The sequence below is a fragment of the Lawsonibacter sp. OA9 genome (assembly GCF_022440585.1).
Genome location: NZ_JAKNTI010000022.1, coordinates 2,563,209 through 2,579,255, shown reverse-complemented (window position 1 = coordinate 2,579,255; position 16,047 = coordinate 2,563,209). Strand labels below are relative to the sequence as shown.

At 55.7% G+C, this 16,047-nt stretch carries 14 protein-coding genes; 12 read left to right on the top strand and 2 right to left on the bottom strand.

Translation table 11 applies throughout. The features are described from left to right. The first annotated feature begins 50 nt into the window (after nucleotides 1-50). The 3 genes from MCG44_RS13700 (at nucleotide 51) to MCG44_RS13690 (ending at nucleotide 3,167) form a co-directional block, all read left to right on the top strand. Entirely contained in the window at nucleotides 51-2,018 is a 1,968-nt protein-coding gene (locus tag MCG44_RS13700) for a TRAP transporter permease (protein ID WP_186852379.1), read from the top strand. Nucleotides 2,019-2,196: 178 nt separating this feature from the next. Further along, on the top strand, nucleotides 2,197-2,361 hold the full coding sequence (locus MCG44_RS13695; protein WP_240288750.1) for a hypothetical protein: 165 nt from the start codon (nucleotides 2,197-2,199) through the stop codon (nucleotides 2,359-2,361). Nucleotides 2,362-2,561: 200 nt separating this feature from the next. Then, nucleotides 2,562-3,167, top strand: coding sequence for an AAA family ATPase (locus MCG44_RS13690; RefSeq protein ID WP_240288748.1), 606 nt, complete (start codon nucleotides 2,562-2,564; stop codon nucleotides 3,165-3,167). A 72-nt stretch (nucleotides 3,168-3,239) separates the two neighbouring features. Here the strand turns inward: MCG44_RS13690 and MCG44_RS13685 are convergent, their stop codons facing one another. After that, the gene (locus tag MCG44_RS13685; protein WP_147572874.1) at nucleotides 3,240-4,208 is read right to left on the bottom strand and encodes a LysR family transcriptional regulator; all 969 of its coding nucleotides are present in this window, start codon (nucleotides 4,206-4,208) and stop codon (nucleotides 3,240-3,242) included. A 130-nt stretch (nucleotides 4,209-4,338) separates the two neighbouring features. Here MCG44_RS13685 and MCG44_RS13680 point away from each other — a divergent pair, with 130 nt between their 5' ends. Genes MCG44_RS13680 through MCG44_RS13665 form a run of 4 tightly spaced genes read left to right on the top strand, consistent with a single transcriptional unit; the run spans nucleotide 4,339 to nucleotide 8,178 of the window. Beyond that, complete coding sequence (locus MCG44_RS13680) at nucleotides 4,339-5,040, top strand: RraA family protein (RefSeq protein ID WP_147572873.1); 702 nt, start codon at nucleotides 4,339-4,341, stop codon at nucleotides 5,038-5,040. 43 nt (nucleotides 5,041-5,083) lie between these two features. Next, nucleotides 5,084-6,337: an SLC13 family permease gene (locus MCG44_RS13675; protein ID WP_240288746.1), complete on the top strand. Its 1,254-nt coding sequence runs from the start codon at nucleotides 5,084-5,086 to the stop codon at nucleotides 6,335-6,337. 15 nt (nucleotides 6,338-6,352) lie between these two features. Further along, the gene (locus MCG44_RS13670; RefSeq protein ID WP_240288744.1) at nucleotides 6,353-7,204 is read left to right on the top strand and encodes a DUF6282 family protein; all 852 of its coding nucleotides are present in this window, start codon (nucleotides 6,353-6,355) and stop codon (nucleotides 7,202-7,204) included. A gap of 11 nt (nucleotides 7,205-7,215) precedes the next feature. Further along, complete coding sequence (locus MCG44_RS13665; protein WP_240288742.1) at nucleotides 7,216-8,178, top strand: hydroxyacid dehydrogenase; 963 nt, start codon at nucleotides 7,216-7,218, stop codon at nucleotides 8,176-8,178. A gap of 130 nt (nucleotides 8,179-8,308) precedes the next feature. Here MCG44_RS13665 and MCG44_RS13660 read toward each other — a convergent pair whose 3' ends face one another. Continuing rightward, nucleotides 8,309-9,505: an ABC transporter ATP-binding protein gene (locus MCG44_RS13660; RefSeq protein WP_186852373.1), complete on the bottom strand. Its 1,197-nt coding sequence runs from the start codon at nucleotides 9,503-9,505 to the stop codon at nucleotides 8,309-8,311. Between the two features lie 641 nt (nucleotides 9,506-10,146). Here MCG44_RS13660 and MCG44_RS13655 point away from each other — a divergent pair. The 5 genes from MCG44_RS13655 (at nucleotide 10,147) to MCG44_RS13635 (ending at nucleotide 16,020) form a co-directional block, all read left to right on the top strand. Continuing rightward, the gene (locus tag MCG44_RS13655; protein WP_240288741.1) at nucleotides 10,147-11,127 is read left to right on the top strand and encodes a thiamine pyrophosphate-dependent dehydrogenase E1 component subunit alpha; all 981 of its coding nucleotides are present in this window, start codon (nucleotides 10,147-10,149) and stop codon (nucleotides 11,125-11,127) included. Continuing rightward, nucleotides 11,127-12,197 (top strand): alpha-ketoacid dehydrogenase subunit beta, encoded by a 1,071-nt coding sequence (locus tag MCG44_RS13650; RefSeq protein WP_240288933.1) that lies wholly within the window; start codon nucleotides 11,127-11,129, stop codon nucleotides 12,195-12,197. Before MCG44_RS13655 ends, MCG44_RS13650 begins: the two co-directional genes overlap by 1 nt. A gap of 17 nt (nucleotides 12,198-12,214) precedes the next feature. Continuing rightward, complete coding sequence (locus tag MCG44_RS13645; RefSeq protein ID WP_240288740.1) at nucleotides 12,215-13,798, top strand: 2-oxo acid dehydrogenase subunit E2; 1,584 nt, start codon at nucleotides 12,215-12,217, stop codon at nucleotides 13,796-13,798. Nucleotides 13,799-13,811: 13 nt separating this feature from the next. Beyond that, on the top strand, nucleotides 13,812-15,182 hold the full coding sequence (gene lpdA / locus MCG44_RS13640) for a dihydrolipoyl dehydrogenase (RefSeq protein ID WP_240288738.1): 1,371 nt from the start codon (nucleotides 13,812-13,814) through the stop codon (nucleotides 15,180-15,182). 88 nt (nucleotides 15,183-15,270) lie between these two features. Further along, complete coding sequence (locus tag MCG44_RS13635) at nucleotides 15,271-16,020, top strand: SDR family NAD(P)-dependent oxidoreductase (protein ID WP_240288736.1); 750 nt, start codon at nucleotides 15,271-15,273, stop codon at nucleotides 16,018-16,020. Nucleotides 16,021-16,047: the final 27 nt, after the last annotated feature.

Here is a 16,047-nt window from a genome sequence, read left to right as displayed (position 1 = left end):
TGTAGGACACGATACTGTGTGAATCTGTAGTAAGGAAAGGATTCAATTTTATGGCAGAAAAAGAGTACAAGGAGATCGACATAACCTCGTTGGACAGCGAACTGGCCGCGGCCAAAGCCGTAGAAGATGGGAGAAAGGACAAATTTATCAAGATTGCTACCATTGTGGCGATCGCCATGACGATCTTTCATATCTACACCGGGTTCTTCGGCCTGTTTGATTTTGTGACACAGCGAGGTGTCCATCTCAGCTTTGCCCTTACCTTAGTGTTGCTGACGCAGCCCCTTTATAAGCACGTCTTCAAGGACAAGTTTGCCGGGAATAAAGGCTTCCGGATATTTTGCCGGGTGGTGGATATTGCCTTGATTGCCCTCACTTGGCTGGCTTGGTGGATGGCCCAGGATGAGGTGCATCACATGACCGAACGCCTGAGCCAGACAACATGGATGGCCGTCTTTGCTGGTGCGGTTCTGGGTCTGGTAGTTCTGGAGTGTGCCCGGCGTGTGCTGGGCTACATTATGCCTGTGTTAGCTCTGATTTTTGTGGCCTACGCCTTGGCTGGGCCCCATCTGCCTTGGGCTATTGCTCACCGGGGCTACTCACTGGAGCGTATTTGTTCCTTCCTGGCCACCGACCTGGATGGCTTATTTGGTACGACAATGAGTGTGTCGGCCACCGTCATTTTCATGTTTGTAATGTTTGGCGCATTTCTGGAATCCTCCGGCTGTTCCGATTTCATCAATAACATCGCTATCTCCCTGACCGGAAAAATCAAGAGCGGCCCTGCCCTCTCTGCAGTGGTGGCCTCCGGACTGATGGGCTCCATTAACGGCTCCGCCGTAGCCAACGTGGTGGGCACGGGCACCTTTACCATTCCGCTGATGAAGTCCCGCGGCTACAAGCCCGCTTTTGCTGGCGGTGTGGAGGCGGTGGCCTCCACTGGCGGCCAGATACTTCCTCCAGTTATGGGCTCCGGTGCCTTCCTAATGGCGGCATTTACTGAAAACCAGTATATTACGATCTGTATTGCCGCCGTCATTCCTGCCCTGTTATACTATTGGGGCTGCGGAGTGGCGGTTGTCAGCCAGTCTGAGTTGGCTGACATCAAGTTAATGGATCCCAAGGATGTGCCCAAATCCCGGGACGTGATGAAGACCGGCTGGATCTATCTGCTGATTATTGCGATCCTGCTGTATTGCCTGTTGGTGGCCCAGTATTCCCCGCTGTACTCCGCCCTGTGGGCGACCTGCGCAGTGCCTGTTATCATGCTTTTTGACAAGAAAAAGCGATTCACCCTAAAAAGCATTTTGCCTGCCATGGCAAAATCCGCCTTTAGTTCCATGTCCATTGTTATCGGTTGTGCCTGCGCCGGATTTGTGGTAGGCATGGTGTCTCTCACCGGTATCGGAGTCATCTTCGGTGACATGATGATCCAAGCGGCCCACGGCTTGCTGTTCCCTTCACTGCTCTTTACTGCTATCACTTGTGTTATCCTGGGCATGGGCCTGCCCACCACAGCGGCCTATGTCATTGCCGCCTCTATCCTGGCTCCCTCCCTGATCAAGCTAGGTCTGCCTGCGCTGACCGCCCACCTGTTCGTGTTTTATTTTGCCTGCCTGTCTGCCATTACACCTCCTGTAGCCCTGGCAGCCTATGCTGGCGCTGGTATCGCAAAGACAAGCCCCATGACAACGGCAATCGAGGCATGCAAACTGGGCTTTGCCGGATTCATGGTGCCATTCGCCTTCTGCTATAATGAGGCAATGATGATGCAAGGCAACGTGGTGGATATTATTTCGGTGGCGGTTTCAGCCATTGTTGGTACGGCTGTGATTTCCGCGGCCTTCCAAGGCTGGTTGCTGTGGAAACTGAATATCCTGGAACGGACAGCCTTTATCGTAGGTGGTCTGTTAATGTTCATTCCTGGAACAGTGACAGACCTGATCGGTCTTGCTATTGCGCTTCTCCTGATCTTGATTAACATGAGAAAATGGAAGAAGATAAAGCAATCTGTGTAGCCTGACATACATAGGAATTCTTTATAACATATGTGAGAGGCTCGGAACTGTTGATGACAGTCCCGAGCCCTTTTTTGCCCACTTGCCATAAAGTGTTTAAATTTGGAACAGCTTGCTTGAAGATAAAAATTCCAAAATCCCGAGGAATTGAAAAAGGCGGGAGGGGCTGGGCGTCCTGATGGGAAAATATGCGATACCACGTACTATTTCCTTATTGGCCGCGGCGTTGTATAATATGATAAAGCAGATTTTTGCTGCCAATATGGTGGCCTGTCCAATCACCATGGTGGCACAGGTGGCGGAAGTGATAATCAGGACGGCTGCTTTTCCAGCATCAGCATAGGAGCGGGACGCGCCGAGGGGGCTCATCGGGGCACTGGGAACGCGGCTGTGCTCTGCGTGTGCTCCTCCCTGTCGCTGCCGATGCTTTTAGGATCTGGATGGAGTCCCGAATTCTATGCCGGGGTTAAATCTGTTGACTTTTTTGATTGTGGCGCCGGTCATCCGAAAAATCTATCGAGAGCTAAATGAGGAGGAACGAATATGAGCAAGACAATCATTACCATTAGCCGGGAGTTTGGCAGCGGGGGCAGAAGTATCGGAAAATCAGTGGCCGAGGCTCTGGAGATCCCCTACTACGACAAGGAACTCATCAAACAAGTGGCGGAGAAGACCGGCTTCGCGCCAGAGTATGTAGAGAATGCGGGGGAGTACGCGCCTGGAAAGTCCATTCTGGCCTATTTCGCCGCCTTCAGTGGGCGGGCCGATGTCATGGGCGGCATGAACGCCTCCGACTTCCTATGGTGTATGCAGCGCCAGGTCATTCTGGATCTAGCGGAAAAGGGTTCCTGTGTGATCGTAGGCCGCTGCGCCGACTATATTTTGAAGGATAACCCAGACGCCTTCCATATCTTTGTCCACGCCGCTCCTGCCTTCCGGGCAGACCGGATCGTCCGTCTGTACGGTGAGAGCGAGAAGAAGCCGGAGGAGCGGCTGCACGACAAGGACACAAGGCGAAAGGTCAACTATAAGCACTTCACCGGCAGGGAGTGGGGGCGCTGCCAGAACTACCACCTCTCTCTGGACAGCGGTGTCATTGGCGTTGAAAAGTGTGTTTCCATAATCGTGGAACTGGTCCGGTCCAGATAATAGAATAGAAAAGCGCCGGACGGAAAGATACTCTTTCCAGCCGGCGCTTTTGCTGCCAGACGGACGGAAACATCAGTCGGAGATCTGTCCCAGACGCTCCATGCGGGTGCGCTCCACGTCGCTGAAATAGTCGAAAAGCTGCTCCAAAAAGAATTTGGAATAGTGGGACAGATAGCGGTCCTTCATGCGGATGAGAGAGAGCCGCTGGGACAGGGGCTCATTCCGGTAAAGCAGGGGAAAAATGTTGATATCCGAAGGAATGTTGTCCCGCTGGCTGACCAGGTTCGCCTGGGAGCAGAAGCAGGCGGCCAGTCCCTGGAAACAGGCGGTGATGCCGGCCTGGGTATAGGTGCTGGTGATATAGGCGCGGGGAATCAAATTGGCGCTTTCAAAACACTGGTTGATCTGGCGTCCCATACGGTTGTCAAAAATGCAGAAGGGGAGCTTGGAGAAGTCCTCCACATGGGCGCCGGAGAGGGCCTTCCGTTTCAGCATCGGGGCCTGTTCACCATAGTAGGACTGAAGCAGGGAGTCCGCGACACAGAGATAGACCTGGTCGTCCATCAGGTGGTGGGTGACCAACTTGGGGTGCTCCTCACCGTTGAGGGTGATAGCAAAGTCGAGGGACCGGTCTAATACCAGCGGCTCCAGACGGGGTGTGATGGTGTCGGTAATGTGGATGTCCACATTGGGATAGCGGGCAGAGAACTGCGGCAGGACAGCGGGCAAACACATATTTAAGCGCAAGGCGCTGGCGCCGAAACGGAGGACGCCCCGCTCCTGCTGCTCGATATCGGACAGAATGTCCTTCAGATTGGTCTGTTCCTTCATCATCACCTCCGCAAAGGCCAGCACAAACTCCCCTGCCGTGGTCAGGGAGAGGGATGGCTTGCGGTGGAGCAGCCGAACACCATAGTAGTCCTCCAGGCGTTGGATGTGGTTGCTTAACGTCTGCTGGGAGATAAAGAGGCGGTTGGCGGTGCGAGTCATATGCAGGTCCTTTGCCAACTCGGAGAAGTAATATAGACTGGTCAGATCCATACATACCTCCACAAAATTTTTTTGTTAAAAACTCAAAAAAACTCCGTTTGATTTTTGCATACCACTATATTACTATGAAACTACAAAATCCGCAACGCAAAAAACAAGGAAAGCAGAGGAGGAATTGATTATGTCTGTTGGCAAGAGGATCTACCTCAAGCGCGAGATGCCGGACCCCGAGATCATGGCACAGTTTAAGAGCATTCCCGCATCCAACACCGCCGATGTCATGGGCCGCAGCTGTGCCATGAACCCCCGTATCAAGCTGGTGAGTCAGCCAAAGGACCAGATGATGGTGGGTCCGGCCTATACCGTCAAGGGCCGGGCGGGGGACAATCTGGCTCTCCACGCGGCGCTGAACCTGTGTCAGGAGGGGGATGTGCTGGTGGTGTCCAACGAGGAGGACGATACCAGAGCTCTGATGGGCGAGGTGATGATGGCTTACCTGAAGTATACCAAAAAAATCGCCGGTATCGTTCTGGACGGCCCCATTCGTGACATCGACGAGATTGGACACTGGGATTTCCCGGTCTACTGCACCGGAACTACCCCTGGCGGCCCCTATAAAGAGGGTCCCGGCGAGATCAACGTGCCCATCTCCTGCGGCGGTGTCAGTGTTAACCCTGGGGATATTATCCTGGCTGATCCTGACGGAGTGATCGTGATCCCCAGAAAAGACGCTCCCGTGATTCTGGAGGAGGCCAAGAAATTCCAGGCCGCGGATGAAAAGAAGCTGATTGCGGCCAGAGAGGGTACTGCAAACCGGGCCTGGGTGGAAAAGACACTGGAAGAAAAGGGGTTTGAAATCATCGACGACGTATACCGGCCCTGAACACATATTTCCCGCCAATACAACGACATAAGGAGAGAGAACCATGAGTCCAATTACGATCGCACTGATCATTCTGGCAATCACTGTCGTCCTCTTTATCTGGGAGCCGATTCCCATCATCGTCACTGCCATTGGCGCGTCTATCGCGTTCGCCTACACTGGTCTAATTACCATTGATGATATCTTTACCGGCTATAACAGCACAACTATCGTTCTTTTGGCTGGTATGATGGTGATTGGATCGTCCCTGTTCCACGCCGGCATCACCGATTTGATTGGTGAAAAGATGGTTCGTGTAACGGGTAAAAGTGAAAGGAATATCATTCTTGCCACATTGATCGTGTCCTGCGCCCTCAGCTCTGTATGCAGCAATATTGGTGTGATGACTGCAATGGCTCCCCTGGTTACCGCCATGTGCATCGCCGCCGGAGTTGGTCCCTCCAAGGCTCTGCTCTCCCTGCTGTTCGGCGCTCAGTTTGGAGGCTTTGTGACCCTGGTGGGTGTCGGCTCCAACGCCACGGCCAACAGTGTAATGAGTGAATTGGGCATTACTCCCTTCGGATTCTTCAGCATCACTCCCTTCGGCATCGGTATCTGCATCCTGGGTACCCTGTACTTCACCTTTATAGGGCGCAAGCTGATCCCCGACACCGGCTATGTTCCTGAGTTTGCCAAGACCGATAAAAAGCCCTTGGACAAGAGAAAGGCCGCTATTTCTGTGATCACACTGCTGTGCGTGCTGGTGGTGATCGCGGCCAGCCCCAAGAACATGCCTATGCATGTGGCAGCTGTGATTGGTGCTCTGATTATTGTGGGTACCAAGTGTATGACTGTCCAGGAGGCTATACGGGCTATTGACTGGAACTGCATGTTGCTGGTTGGTTCTCTTACCGCAATTTCAACCGGATTCAAGAACAGCGGCGCGGGTGATGCCGTGGCGGAACTAATCTTAAAGATCCTGGGCGAAGATCCCAGTCCCTTTATGGTTACGACTGTGATCTTCTTTGCCGCCGCCATCCTGACCCAGTTCATGTCCAACATTCCCTCTATTATGCTGTTCCTGCCTATCGGCATCTCCATTGCCGAGCAGATCGGTGTCAGCCCATATCCTGTGGCCATGACTATCACTTTGGCGGGTGCCGCTTCCTATGCCACCCCCTTTGCTGCGCCCCAGAACATGATGACGGTCGGCTGGACCCACTACAAGTTTGTGGACTTCTGCAAGATTGGTCTGCCTATGCTGTTGGTCACCTATGTGGTGGTGGTTGCGCTGGTTCCGATTTTCCTGCCTTACTAAAGAAAGAGGTGCACGATGGAAGACCTCCTAAAGGGCGCATATGACCTGCATATCCATACGGCTCCTGATGTAGTTCAGCGGAAATGCGGAGATCTGGAGCTGGCCCGGCGGCTGGTCCATCGGGGGATGGCCGGGTGCGCGATCAAGAATCACTATTTCGATACTGCCGTCCGGGCGAAACTCCTTCAAGAGCAATTTCCTCAGCTGAGAGTTGCGGGCGGCGTGACGTTGAACCGTTCTGTTGGGGGTGTAAATCCCGATGCGGTGGAGCGTTCCGCCCAGGCGGGCGGCAAGCTGGTCTGGTTTCCCACCCTGGAGGCCCGGTCATACCAGCAATATCAGCATCGGAACGAGCCCAGTGCAGACCTGTCCCGGTTTTTGTCGGTCTGCGATGAAAAGGGAAATCTCCTGCCCCAGGCGCTGGAAGTGCTGGATGTGGCCACACGACACCAAATGGTGGTGGGGACTGGTCACATTGGGGCCGATGAGGGTATGGCTCTAGTCCGGGCTGCGGCAGAGCGAGGCTGCACCGTTGTCTTGACCCATGCGGATAACCCGGCCGATTGCTATTCGATCCAACAACAGCAGGAGGCCGTGGCGTTGGGAGCCTATGTGGAACACAGCTTTTTTACCACATACCACAACAGGACACCTATCGAGGAGATCGCCCGGCAAATCAGGGCGGTAGGATGTGAACATGTGCTGCTGACCACAGATTTTGGTCAGCTGAATTCCCTCTATTCTGACGAGGGTATGGAGGAATATGCCCGGGTGCTGATGACCCAGGGATTTACCGCAAAGGAGTTGGGGATCATGATGCGGCAAGTGCCTGAGCGTTTGCTGGAAGGGATGTCCTCCGCAGACTAAGGAGTGTAATAATGAGTTATAAGGTTTTACTGCCCCAGCCGATTCTACCCGAAGGCTATGCCTATCTCCGTGACCACGGCTATGAAGTGGTGGATGGACGTGGCTTTGCGGAGGAGGATGTGCTGGCGGATGTGGCTGACTGTGACGCCATGATTGTCCGGACCGCTAAGATTACCGCGAAGATACTGGACAACGCCCCCAAACTGAAGATCATAGCCCGCCATGGGGCGGGCTATGACGGAGTTGACTTGGAGGCCGCCCGCCGCAATAAGGTGCTGGTCACCACTGCCGGCGGGGCCAACGCCATCTCGGTGGCGGAGCTGGCGATTTTCTATATGCTCTACTGCTCCCGGAATTTTAAGGCCGTGATGGCCCACTGCGAGAGCGACTACCGCTATGCCAAGATGGGAATCCCAAAGACCGAGCTGGAGGGCAAGACCTTGGGCTTGATTGGCACGGGCAACATCGGAAAACTGGTGGCGAAGAAAGCGGCGCTTGGCTTTGATATGAAGGTAGTGGCATATGACCCCTTCGCCCGGGAGCTGCCGGACTACATTCAATTAACAGAGGATCGGGACGAGGTGTTCCGCTGTGCCGACTATGTGTCTCTCCATGTACCCGCTACCAAGGACACTGTTTACAGCATCAGTGACCATGAGTTTGACCTGATGAAGGAGAGCGCCTTTCTCATCAACACTTCCCGAGGAAAGATCGTAGACGAGGCGGCGCTGATCCGAGCCCTTGAAGCGAAGAAGATCGCAGGAGCCGGCCTTGATGTGGTGGAGCAGGAGCCCTTCGACCTAAAGAATCCTCTGCTGAAGATGGAGAACGTACTGGTCGCCCCTCACATCGGCGGCGCGACCAAGGAGGCATCCACCCGGTCCTCCCTGGCCTGTGCCCAGGCCATCGACGACTTTTTCTCCGGCCGTACACCCAAGTTCATCGTCCCTGAACTGCGGGACCTGATTGGATAACGATTGACCAAAAAAGAGCGCGGAGCCCCAGTGGGGCCCGCGCTCTTTTCCTTGCTGAAACGATGAGGCCGGAGCCCGTAGGGGTTCCGGTCTCATCTGTTATCAAAAAGAAACGATTTGCTGGAGCGGATTAAAGCTCCAAATTGTTCTCGTCAGCACCAAAAATGTGGCATACGTTGCCGCCGAAAGTGAAATTGATCTTGGCGCCGTAGGAGAATGTCTCCTTATGGCTGCCGGAGATATCCATGGTGGGGACAATGATAATTACATCCCGGCCCTGGGTGTTGGCGTGGAGATGGACCTCGCTGCCCATCATCTCTGACACATCTACCGTGGCTTCGATGGCGTTGGTGCCGTCGTTGAGGATGATGTGGTTGGGGCGGACGCCTAAGGTGACATCCTGGGCGGAAACTTTCTTCGCCGCTAGGGCTTGCTGCTTCTCTTCAGAAAGCTCCACCTTGACCGCCCCGGTGGTGACAAAATAGCGCCCACCTTCCAGAAGCAGTTTGGCATCAAAGAAATTCATCTGGGGTGTGCCAATAAAGCCGGCAACGAACAGATTGGCCGGGTGGTCAAAGACCTCCTGAGGCGTGCCGATCTGCTGAATAAAGCCGTCCTTCATGATGACAATACGGTCACCCAGGGTCATAGCCTCGGTCTGATCGTGGGTAACGTACATAAATGTGGTATCGATTTTCTGGCGCAGTTTGATGATTTCGGAGCGCATCTGGTTGCGGAGCTTGGCGTCCAAATTGGACAGGGGCTCGTCCATCAGCAGCACTTTGGGTTCGCGGACAATGGCGCGGCCGATGGCCACACGCTGACGCTGGCCGCCGGACAGGGCCTTGGGCTTCCGGTTCAGGTACTGGGTGATGTCCAGAGTGGCTGCGGCCTCTTTCACCTTGCGGTCGATCTCGTCTTTGGGCATTTTCCGAAGCTTCAGGGGGAAGGCCATATTTTCATATACAGTCATATGGGGGTACAGGGCATAGCTCTGGAAGACCATTGCGATATCACGGTCTTTGGGCTCTACGTCGTTCATCAGTTTGCCGTCAATGTACAGCTCGCCTTCTGAGATCTCCTCCAGACCGGCGACCATCCGAAGCGTGGTGGATTTTCCGCAGCCGGAGGGACCGACCAGTACGATAAACTCCTTGTCAGCGATATCCAGATTGAATTGCTGGACAGCTACCACGCCCTGGGAGGTCACCTCAAGATTGGCTTTTTCGCCTGTGGGAGCCTCGCCTTTTTTGGAAGCCTTCTTTTTCTTGCCGTTGCTGGCATGGGGATAGATCTTTTTGATGTTTCTAAGGGAGAGAGTCGCCATAGTGATCGGCTTTGGTGTCACGGCCTCTGCCTGTGACCCCTTGCCCGCGGAGAGCGGAACTCCGCGGACGTTGCAGCAGGTCTCCACACTGCTGTACCGCAAGCCGCGCGGATATTTGGTCCTCCTTACTTTATTAGCCTGACAGACTATAAGAATGGAGTAGGCTGCCGGCCTGATCTAAATCGATCGCTCGATTTTGGCTATTATACATGATGATTTTGGGAAACACAAGTAAAATGAAGGTAAAAAGTGCCGAATAAAAAGGTAAAGAGGAATACCATCAACCTGAAAAATATATTAGTAATTAATAAAAAGAGAAATGAAATGTAAAAAATAAGAAAAATAAAAGAAAAATGTTAGTAAAAATAAATAATTATAAAAGAAAATAGAATATTGTTCGAAAAAATAAAAAAACAACGTGAGTAAAAGAAGGTTGAGAAAAAATAGATAAATTAGATTTGAAAAAATTTATTTTCAGTCTATTATTGACAAAAATAAGAGCTAGAAGTATACTTGCTTTACGTTCGAGGAAATAAAATATTAGTAATAAAAAGAGGGGGAGAAGGGACGGGACTGGTTGGAAAACAGTGGGAAGGAATACGGCACAGCCGGCAAAATGTAATGAGCAGGAGGATATGATCATGAGCGATTTCCCATCGAAAGAAAAAGCCCTTGGAATGTACAAAAAGATGTACGAGATCAGAAAGTATGAGGAGAGTATCTACTATCTGTTTTTAGAGGGCATCATGCCCGGCACCATCCACCAGAGCACTGGCGAGGAGGCCAGCGCCGTCGGTATGCTCTACGATTTGAGCCATGAGGACTGGATGGCCTCCACCCATCGGCCCGCCGGCCATGATATCGCCAAGGGTATCAGCGTCAAGGCCATGATGTGTGAGATGTTCGGCAAGGCCGAGGGCTGCTGCGGCGGCAAGGGCGGCGCTATGCACACCGGCGACATCTCTGTGGGCGCTATGGTGGCCAACGCCATCGTTGGCGGAAACCTGCCCATCGCGGCGGGTGTCGCTCTGGCCTTTAAGATGCAGAAGAAGAACAATGTGGTGGTCTGCTTCTTTGGCGACGGGGCCAGCAATGAGGGCTCCTACCATGAAACGATGAATGTGGCCGGCCTGTGGAAGCTGCCGGTGATCTTTGTGTGCGAGAACAACCTGTACTCTGCCACCACCTCAATCAGCCTGACCTGCCTGCAGGAGAACGTGGCCGCCGACCGGGCTGCCATCTACGGCATTCCCAGCGAGGTGGTAGACGGCAACGACGTGCTGGCTGTCAACGAGGCTGCTACGCGGGCCATTGCTCGGGCTAGGGCTGGGGAGGGTCCTACTATCCTGGAGCTGAAGACCTACCGCCACGGCGGACACTCCCGAAACGACGCCTGCGGCTACCGCCCCAAGGAGGAGGAGGCCGAGTGGTTTGCCAAGGACCCTGTGGTTCTGTTCCGGAAGAAGATCCTGGAACACGGCGTGATCACGGAGGAGGAACTGCAAAAAGAAGAGGCGGCTATCGAGCAGGAGATCGAGGACGCGGTGGAATACGCCAAGCAGGCGCCCTTCCCGGCCAACGAGGACGCTCTGATCAACGTGTTTAAGGAGGATGATGAGTGATGGCTGTGATGTCTATCGCTGACGCGCTCAAGAGCGCCATTGCGGAAGAAATGAGAAGAGATCCCACCGTATTCTGCATCGGTGAGGACGAGGATATCCCCGGAGGTATGGGCGGCGCCTTTACCGTTACGAAGGGGCTGGCTGACGAGTTCGGCGCTAATGTGAGATCCGCTGACGATAAGGGCTTCGGCGGCACGCCGGTGCCCATTGGCGAGGCTCGGGTCATCAACACGCCCATCGCGGAGATCATGATTTCCGGCGTGTGTGTCGGCGCGGCTATGGCGGGGATGCGCCCGGTGGCCGACCTGCAGTATGGCGATTTCCTGTTCTGCATGATGGATCAGCTGGTCAATCAGGCGGCCAAGATGCGCTATATGTCCAACGGTCAGGTGTCTGTGCCGATGGTCATGCGGGCCCCCTGCGGCGCCACCAACCGCGGTGCCCAGCACGCCCAAAGCCTGGAGAGCTATTTTACTCATGTGCCCGGACTGAAGGTCATCTGCCCCTCTACCGCCTATGATGCCAAGGGCATGATGAAGCAGGCCATCCGGGACAACAACCCAGTGCTGGTATTCGAGCACAAGCTGCTGTACGGAGGCTCCCGAAAGGAGGCCGGCCAGCTCAGCTCCGCCGGCGAGGTGCCTGAGGGAGATTACACCGTTCCCTTTGGAAAGGCGGCCATCCGCCGGGAGGGCAAGGATGTAACCATCGTGGCCAACCTGCTGATGTGGTATCGGGCGATGGAGGCCGCAGAAGAGCTGGAGAAGGAGGGCATCAGCTGTGAGATTATCGACCCCCGCAGCCTGGTCCCCTTCGACTATGATACGGTGCTGGCCTCGCTGGAGAAGACCGGGAAGCTGATGATCGTCCACGAGGACCACTACAACTGCGGCTGGGGCGCTCAACTGGGCTCCTATGTAGCTGAGAACGCCATCACCCTGCTGGATGCGCCTATTGTCCGCCTGGGCGCCACAGATACGCCTACCCCCTTCTCTCCGCCGCTGGAGCAGTTTGTGATCCCCTCTACCCAGCGCATCATTGAGGGCGCACGCAAACTGGCCAAGCTGTGATCGGGAGGGACCGAACTATGGTACAGCAGATCAAAATGCCCTCTGCCGGACAGACCACCGATGAAGCCCGGATTACCAGCATCAAGGTAAAGGCGGGAGATCCGGTCAAGCGGGGCGATATTCTGGTAGAGGCGGAAACTGATAAGGCAATTCTGCCGGTAGAGAGCTATGCTGCCGGCGTCGTGCTGGATGTTTTGGTCGCGGAGGGCGACGATGTCCACGCCGGAGATGTATTGGTAGCCGTGGGCTCTGAGGAGGATCGGAAGAGCTATGTCCGGAGCGGGGAATCCGCCCCTGCCGCTCCTGTGGTTCAGGCGGCCCGGCCCGAACCGGAGAAGCCGGCGCCGGCGGCCGGCGGCCAGCCCATCAAAATGCCCTCCGCCGGCCAGACCACCGACGCGGCCCGGATCACCAGCGTACTGGTCAAGGTGGGCGACAAGGTCAAACGGGGCGATACTTTGGTGGAGGCGGAAACAGACAAGGCGGTGCTGCCGGTAGAGAGTTACCTGGCCGGCACCGTGCTGGAGATTTTGGTCAAGGAGGGGGACGATGTCACCTCCGGGGATGTGCTGATGATGATCGGGAGCGGAGCCGCTGCCCCCCGTCCTGCTGCCGCTCCTGCGGTTCAGGCACCAGCCGCCCCTGCCGCTCCTGCCGCCGGCGTTCTGGATGAGGAGGAATATATCCCCATCATCAAGGGCGCTACTCCCGCCCCTCGTCCCGCTGCTCCCGCTGTAGCCAAGGCCCTGTGGCCCGCTATGCCCAACGCCAAAATGCTGGCCCGGGAGCTGGGTGTGGAGCTGGCCGGTCTGACTCCGGCCAATGGGGTGATGCTTACCCGTAAGGATGTGCGCGCAGCCCAGGCGGCGGCTCTGGCGGCAGAGCAGGCCCTGCCCGCTCCGGCTGCTGCGCCCGCCAAGGCGGAATATGAGGTCCTGCCCATGACCAAGACCCGGGAGGTCATTGGCCGCCGGATGCTGGAGTCCGTCCAGAACATCCCGGCTTGGCAGTGTACGGTAAATATCAATATGGAGGCCTGCATGGCCCTCAAGCAGAGCTATCAGGAGAAGCGGGGCGTCAAGCTGTCCTACAACGACATTATGGCCAAGGCCATCGCCGTGGCCTCCCGAAAGTTCCCTCTGGTCAACGCCCGCTGTGAAGGGGGCGAGGTCCGGGTCTACCGCCACACCAATGTGGGTCTGGCTGTGGGTCTGGATGGCGCTCTGCTGGTACCTGTGGTAAAGGGGATCGACACAATGGGGCTGGAGGAGATCGCGGACAAGTACCGCCAGGTGGTGAAAAAGGCCCGGGACAGCAAACTGGCCCCCTCGGACATGGGATGCGGCAGCATTACCATCTCCAATCTGGGTATGTTTGACGTGGATCAGTTTATTGCCATCGTTAATCCGCCGGAGAGCTGTATCCTGGCGGTGGGACGGATCGCTGTGCAGCCTGTTTGGGACGGACAGCAGTTCCAGCCCGTCCATATGATGAGCGTGACTGGCTCCTTCGATCACCGGATCATTGACGGAGCTTATGGAGCCCAGTTCCTGCGTGAGCTGAAGCTGCTGATGGAGAATCCTGCCCTGATGCTGGGCTGAGGAGGAATTCGCTGTGGAAACGTTTGATATTTTGGTGCTGGGCGGCGGCCCGGGGGGATACTCTTTAGCCATCGCCGCGGCTAAAAAGGGGCAGAAGGTAGCCCTGTTTGAAAAGGAGCATCTGGGTGGGACCTGCCTGAACGTAGGCTGCATCCCTACTAAATACCTGGTGGACAAGGCCAACGCCATGGAAAAGGTCCGCTCGCTGGTAGACAGGGAGATTTTCCGGGATGCCGGTTCTTTCAGCTTCCGCAAGATTCAGAAGGGCAAAGGGGAAGTGACGGCCAAGCTGGTGGGCGGCGTACAGTTTCTGCTGAAAAAGTGCGGCGTCACCGTGATAAACGGCGAGGCCAGTCTGGAGAAAAACCGGGTGGTCCGCTGCGGCGGACAGGAGTACAAGGGGAAAAATGTGGTGATCGCCACCGGCTCGGTCCCCATGACGGTGCCCATCCCCGGCCATGAGCTGACGATTGACAGCACCGGAGCGCTGAATCTGGAGCGGCTGCCCCGCCGTATGGTGGTGATGGGCGGCGGTGTCATCGGGTTGGAACTGGCCAGCGCCTTTGCCTGCTACGGCACTGAGATCACGATTATTGAGATGCTGCCCAGTCTGCTGCCCCGGGATCAGAAGGAAGCTGCCAATATGGTGGTATCTGCGCTGAAAAAGCAGGGGATCCGTATTCTCACCGGGGCTAAGATGCTGCGGGTGGAGAAAGGAAACGGCGCCCTGCGGGCGGTCTATGAGCTGGACGGAAAGCAGGACAGCGTAGAAGCGGATCAGGTGTTGATGGCGGTGGGACGACGCCCCAATCTGTCCGGGATCGACGCGGAGGACCTGGGACTGAAGTTGAGCGAGAAGAAGCACATCCTGGTAGACGGCGCCCAGCGCACAAATTTGAAGGGCGTATACGCCATCGGGGATGTAGCGGGAGGGATCCAGCTGGCCCATGCGGCTTACGCCGAGGGCGAAGCGGCTCTGACCCATATCTTGACAGGCAAGGCACCCAAAGACCGGGCACCTGTGCCCAGCTGCGTCTATACGAATCCCTGCTTTGCCTCTGTGGGACTGAATACGGACAGTGCCAAAGAGGCTGGCTTTGATCCGGCTCTGGGTACCTTTGACTACTCCGCCAATGGTATGGCGCTGGCGGAGGGAGCCTCCGGACGGGTGTTCGTGGTGGCGGATAAGGCCACCAAGCAGACTCTGGGCGTTACTATCGTCGGAGAAAATGCCTCTGAACTGATTGCCTTTGGGGCCCTGGCGGTAGACAAAAAGCTGACTCTGGAGGAGTGGGAACGGATGGTAGTGGCCCACCCCTCTCTGGCGGAGATGGTGCGGGAGGCCGCTCTGGACGCCTTCGGAGCCGCGGTTCATAAGGCTTAACGGACCCGAAGGGCGGCCTCCTGCCGCCCTTCGGAGGGGCGGGCGCGGCGATGACCCCGCCTGCCCGACAGGAAAGGAGATCGGGTCAATGGACCATATGTTTATGCGAGATAAGGTGGCCGTGGTCACCGGCTCCGGCCGGGGAATTGGCGAGGCGATTGCCCGCCGCCTGGCGGAGTTTGGGGCCAAGGTGGTCATTACTGACATCAATATGGAAACGGCCCAGAGGGTGGTGGACGACATCATCGCCCAGGGGGGGCAGGCCAAGTGTGTGCTGTTCAACGTGGCGGACTTTGACCATATCAAGGAGAAGGTTGAAGAGGTCAAGGGGCTGTTCGGCCGGATCGATGTGTGGGTCAACAACGCCGGCATTACCGGCTCCACACCTATAGAGGAGATCAGTCTGGAGAGCTGGGACAAGATGATGAACATTGACCTGAAGGCTATGTTCTTCTGCACCCAGGCGGTATTTGCCGTCATGAAGGAGCAGAATTACGGCAAGCTCGTCCATATGTCCTCTCTGGCGGCGCTGCGGGGCGGCCGAAGTTCTGACGCCTCCTATGCGGCGGCCAAGGCCGGCATCCTGAACCTGAGCAAATGCTTTGCGCTTCATGGCGCCGCATACAACATTACCTCCAACGCTGTGTGTCCTGGCAATATCCTGACGCCGATGGGCAAAACGCTCTCTTGGTCCCAGAAGGACCCCAAGACCTATATCCCCCTGGGCCGGTACGGCACTGCCGAGGACATTGCTAACGCGGTGCTGTTCTACGCCAGCGACCTGTCCAGCTATGTGACTGGTGATGCCATGAATATAAACGGCGGCCTTTATATGTAATATTAATAATATTAAAAAACATTTAAG

Excerpts from the sequence above, each read along its gene's own strand:
- MCG44_RS13700 (WP_186852379.1), top strand. The coding sequence starts at position 51 with ATGGCAGAAAAAGAGTACAAGGAGATCGACATAACCTCGTTGGACAGC.
- MCG44_RS13695 (WP_240288750.1), top strand. The coding sequence starts at position 2,197 with ATGGGAAAATATGCGATACCACGTACTATTTCCTTATTGGCCGCGGCG.
- MCG44_RS13690 (WP_240288748.1), top strand. The coding sequence starts at position 2,562 with ATGAGCAAGACAATCATTACCATTAGCCGGGAGTTTGGCAGCGGGGGC.
- MCG44_RS13685 (WP_147572874.1), bottom strand. The coding sequence starts at position 4,208 with ATGGATCTGACCAGTCTATATTACTTCTCCGAGTTGGCAAAGGACCTG.
- MCG44_RS13680 (WP_147572873.1), top strand. The coding sequence starts at position 4,339 with ATGTCTGTTGGCAAGAGGATCTACCTCAAGCGCGAGATGCCGGACCCC.
- MCG44_RS13675 (WP_240288746.1), top strand. The coding sequence starts at position 5,084 with ATGAGTCCAATTACGATCGCACTGATCATTCTGGCAATCACTGTCGTC.
- MCG44_RS13670 (WP_240288744.1), top strand. The coding sequence starts at position 6,353 with ATGGAAGACCTCCTAAAGGGCGCATATGACCTGCATATCCATACGGCT.
- MCG44_RS13665 (WP_240288742.1), top strand. The coding sequence starts at position 7,216 with ATGAGTTATAAGGTTTTACTGCCCCAGCCGATTCTACCCGAAGGCTAT.
- MCG44_RS13660 (WP_186852373.1), bottom strand. The coding sequence starts at position 9,505 with ATGGCGACTCTCTCCCTTAGAAACATCAAAAAGATCTATCCCCATGCC.
- MCG44_RS13655 (WP_240288741.1), top strand. The coding sequence starts at position 10,147 with ATGAGCGATTTCCCATCGAAAGAAAAAGCCCTTGGAATGTACAAAAAG.
- MCG44_RS13650 (WP_240288933.1), top strand. The coding sequence starts at position 11,127 with ATGGCTGTGATGTCTATCGCTGACGCGCTCAAGAGCGCCATTGCGGAA.
- MCG44_RS13645 (WP_240288740.1), top strand. The coding sequence starts at position 12,215 with ATGGTACAGCAGATCAAAATGCCCTCTGCCGGACAGACCACCGATGAA.
- MCG44_RS13635 (WP_240288736.1), top strand. The coding sequence starts at position 15,271 with ATGGACCATATGTTTATGCGAGATAAGGTGGCCGTGGTCACCGGCTCC.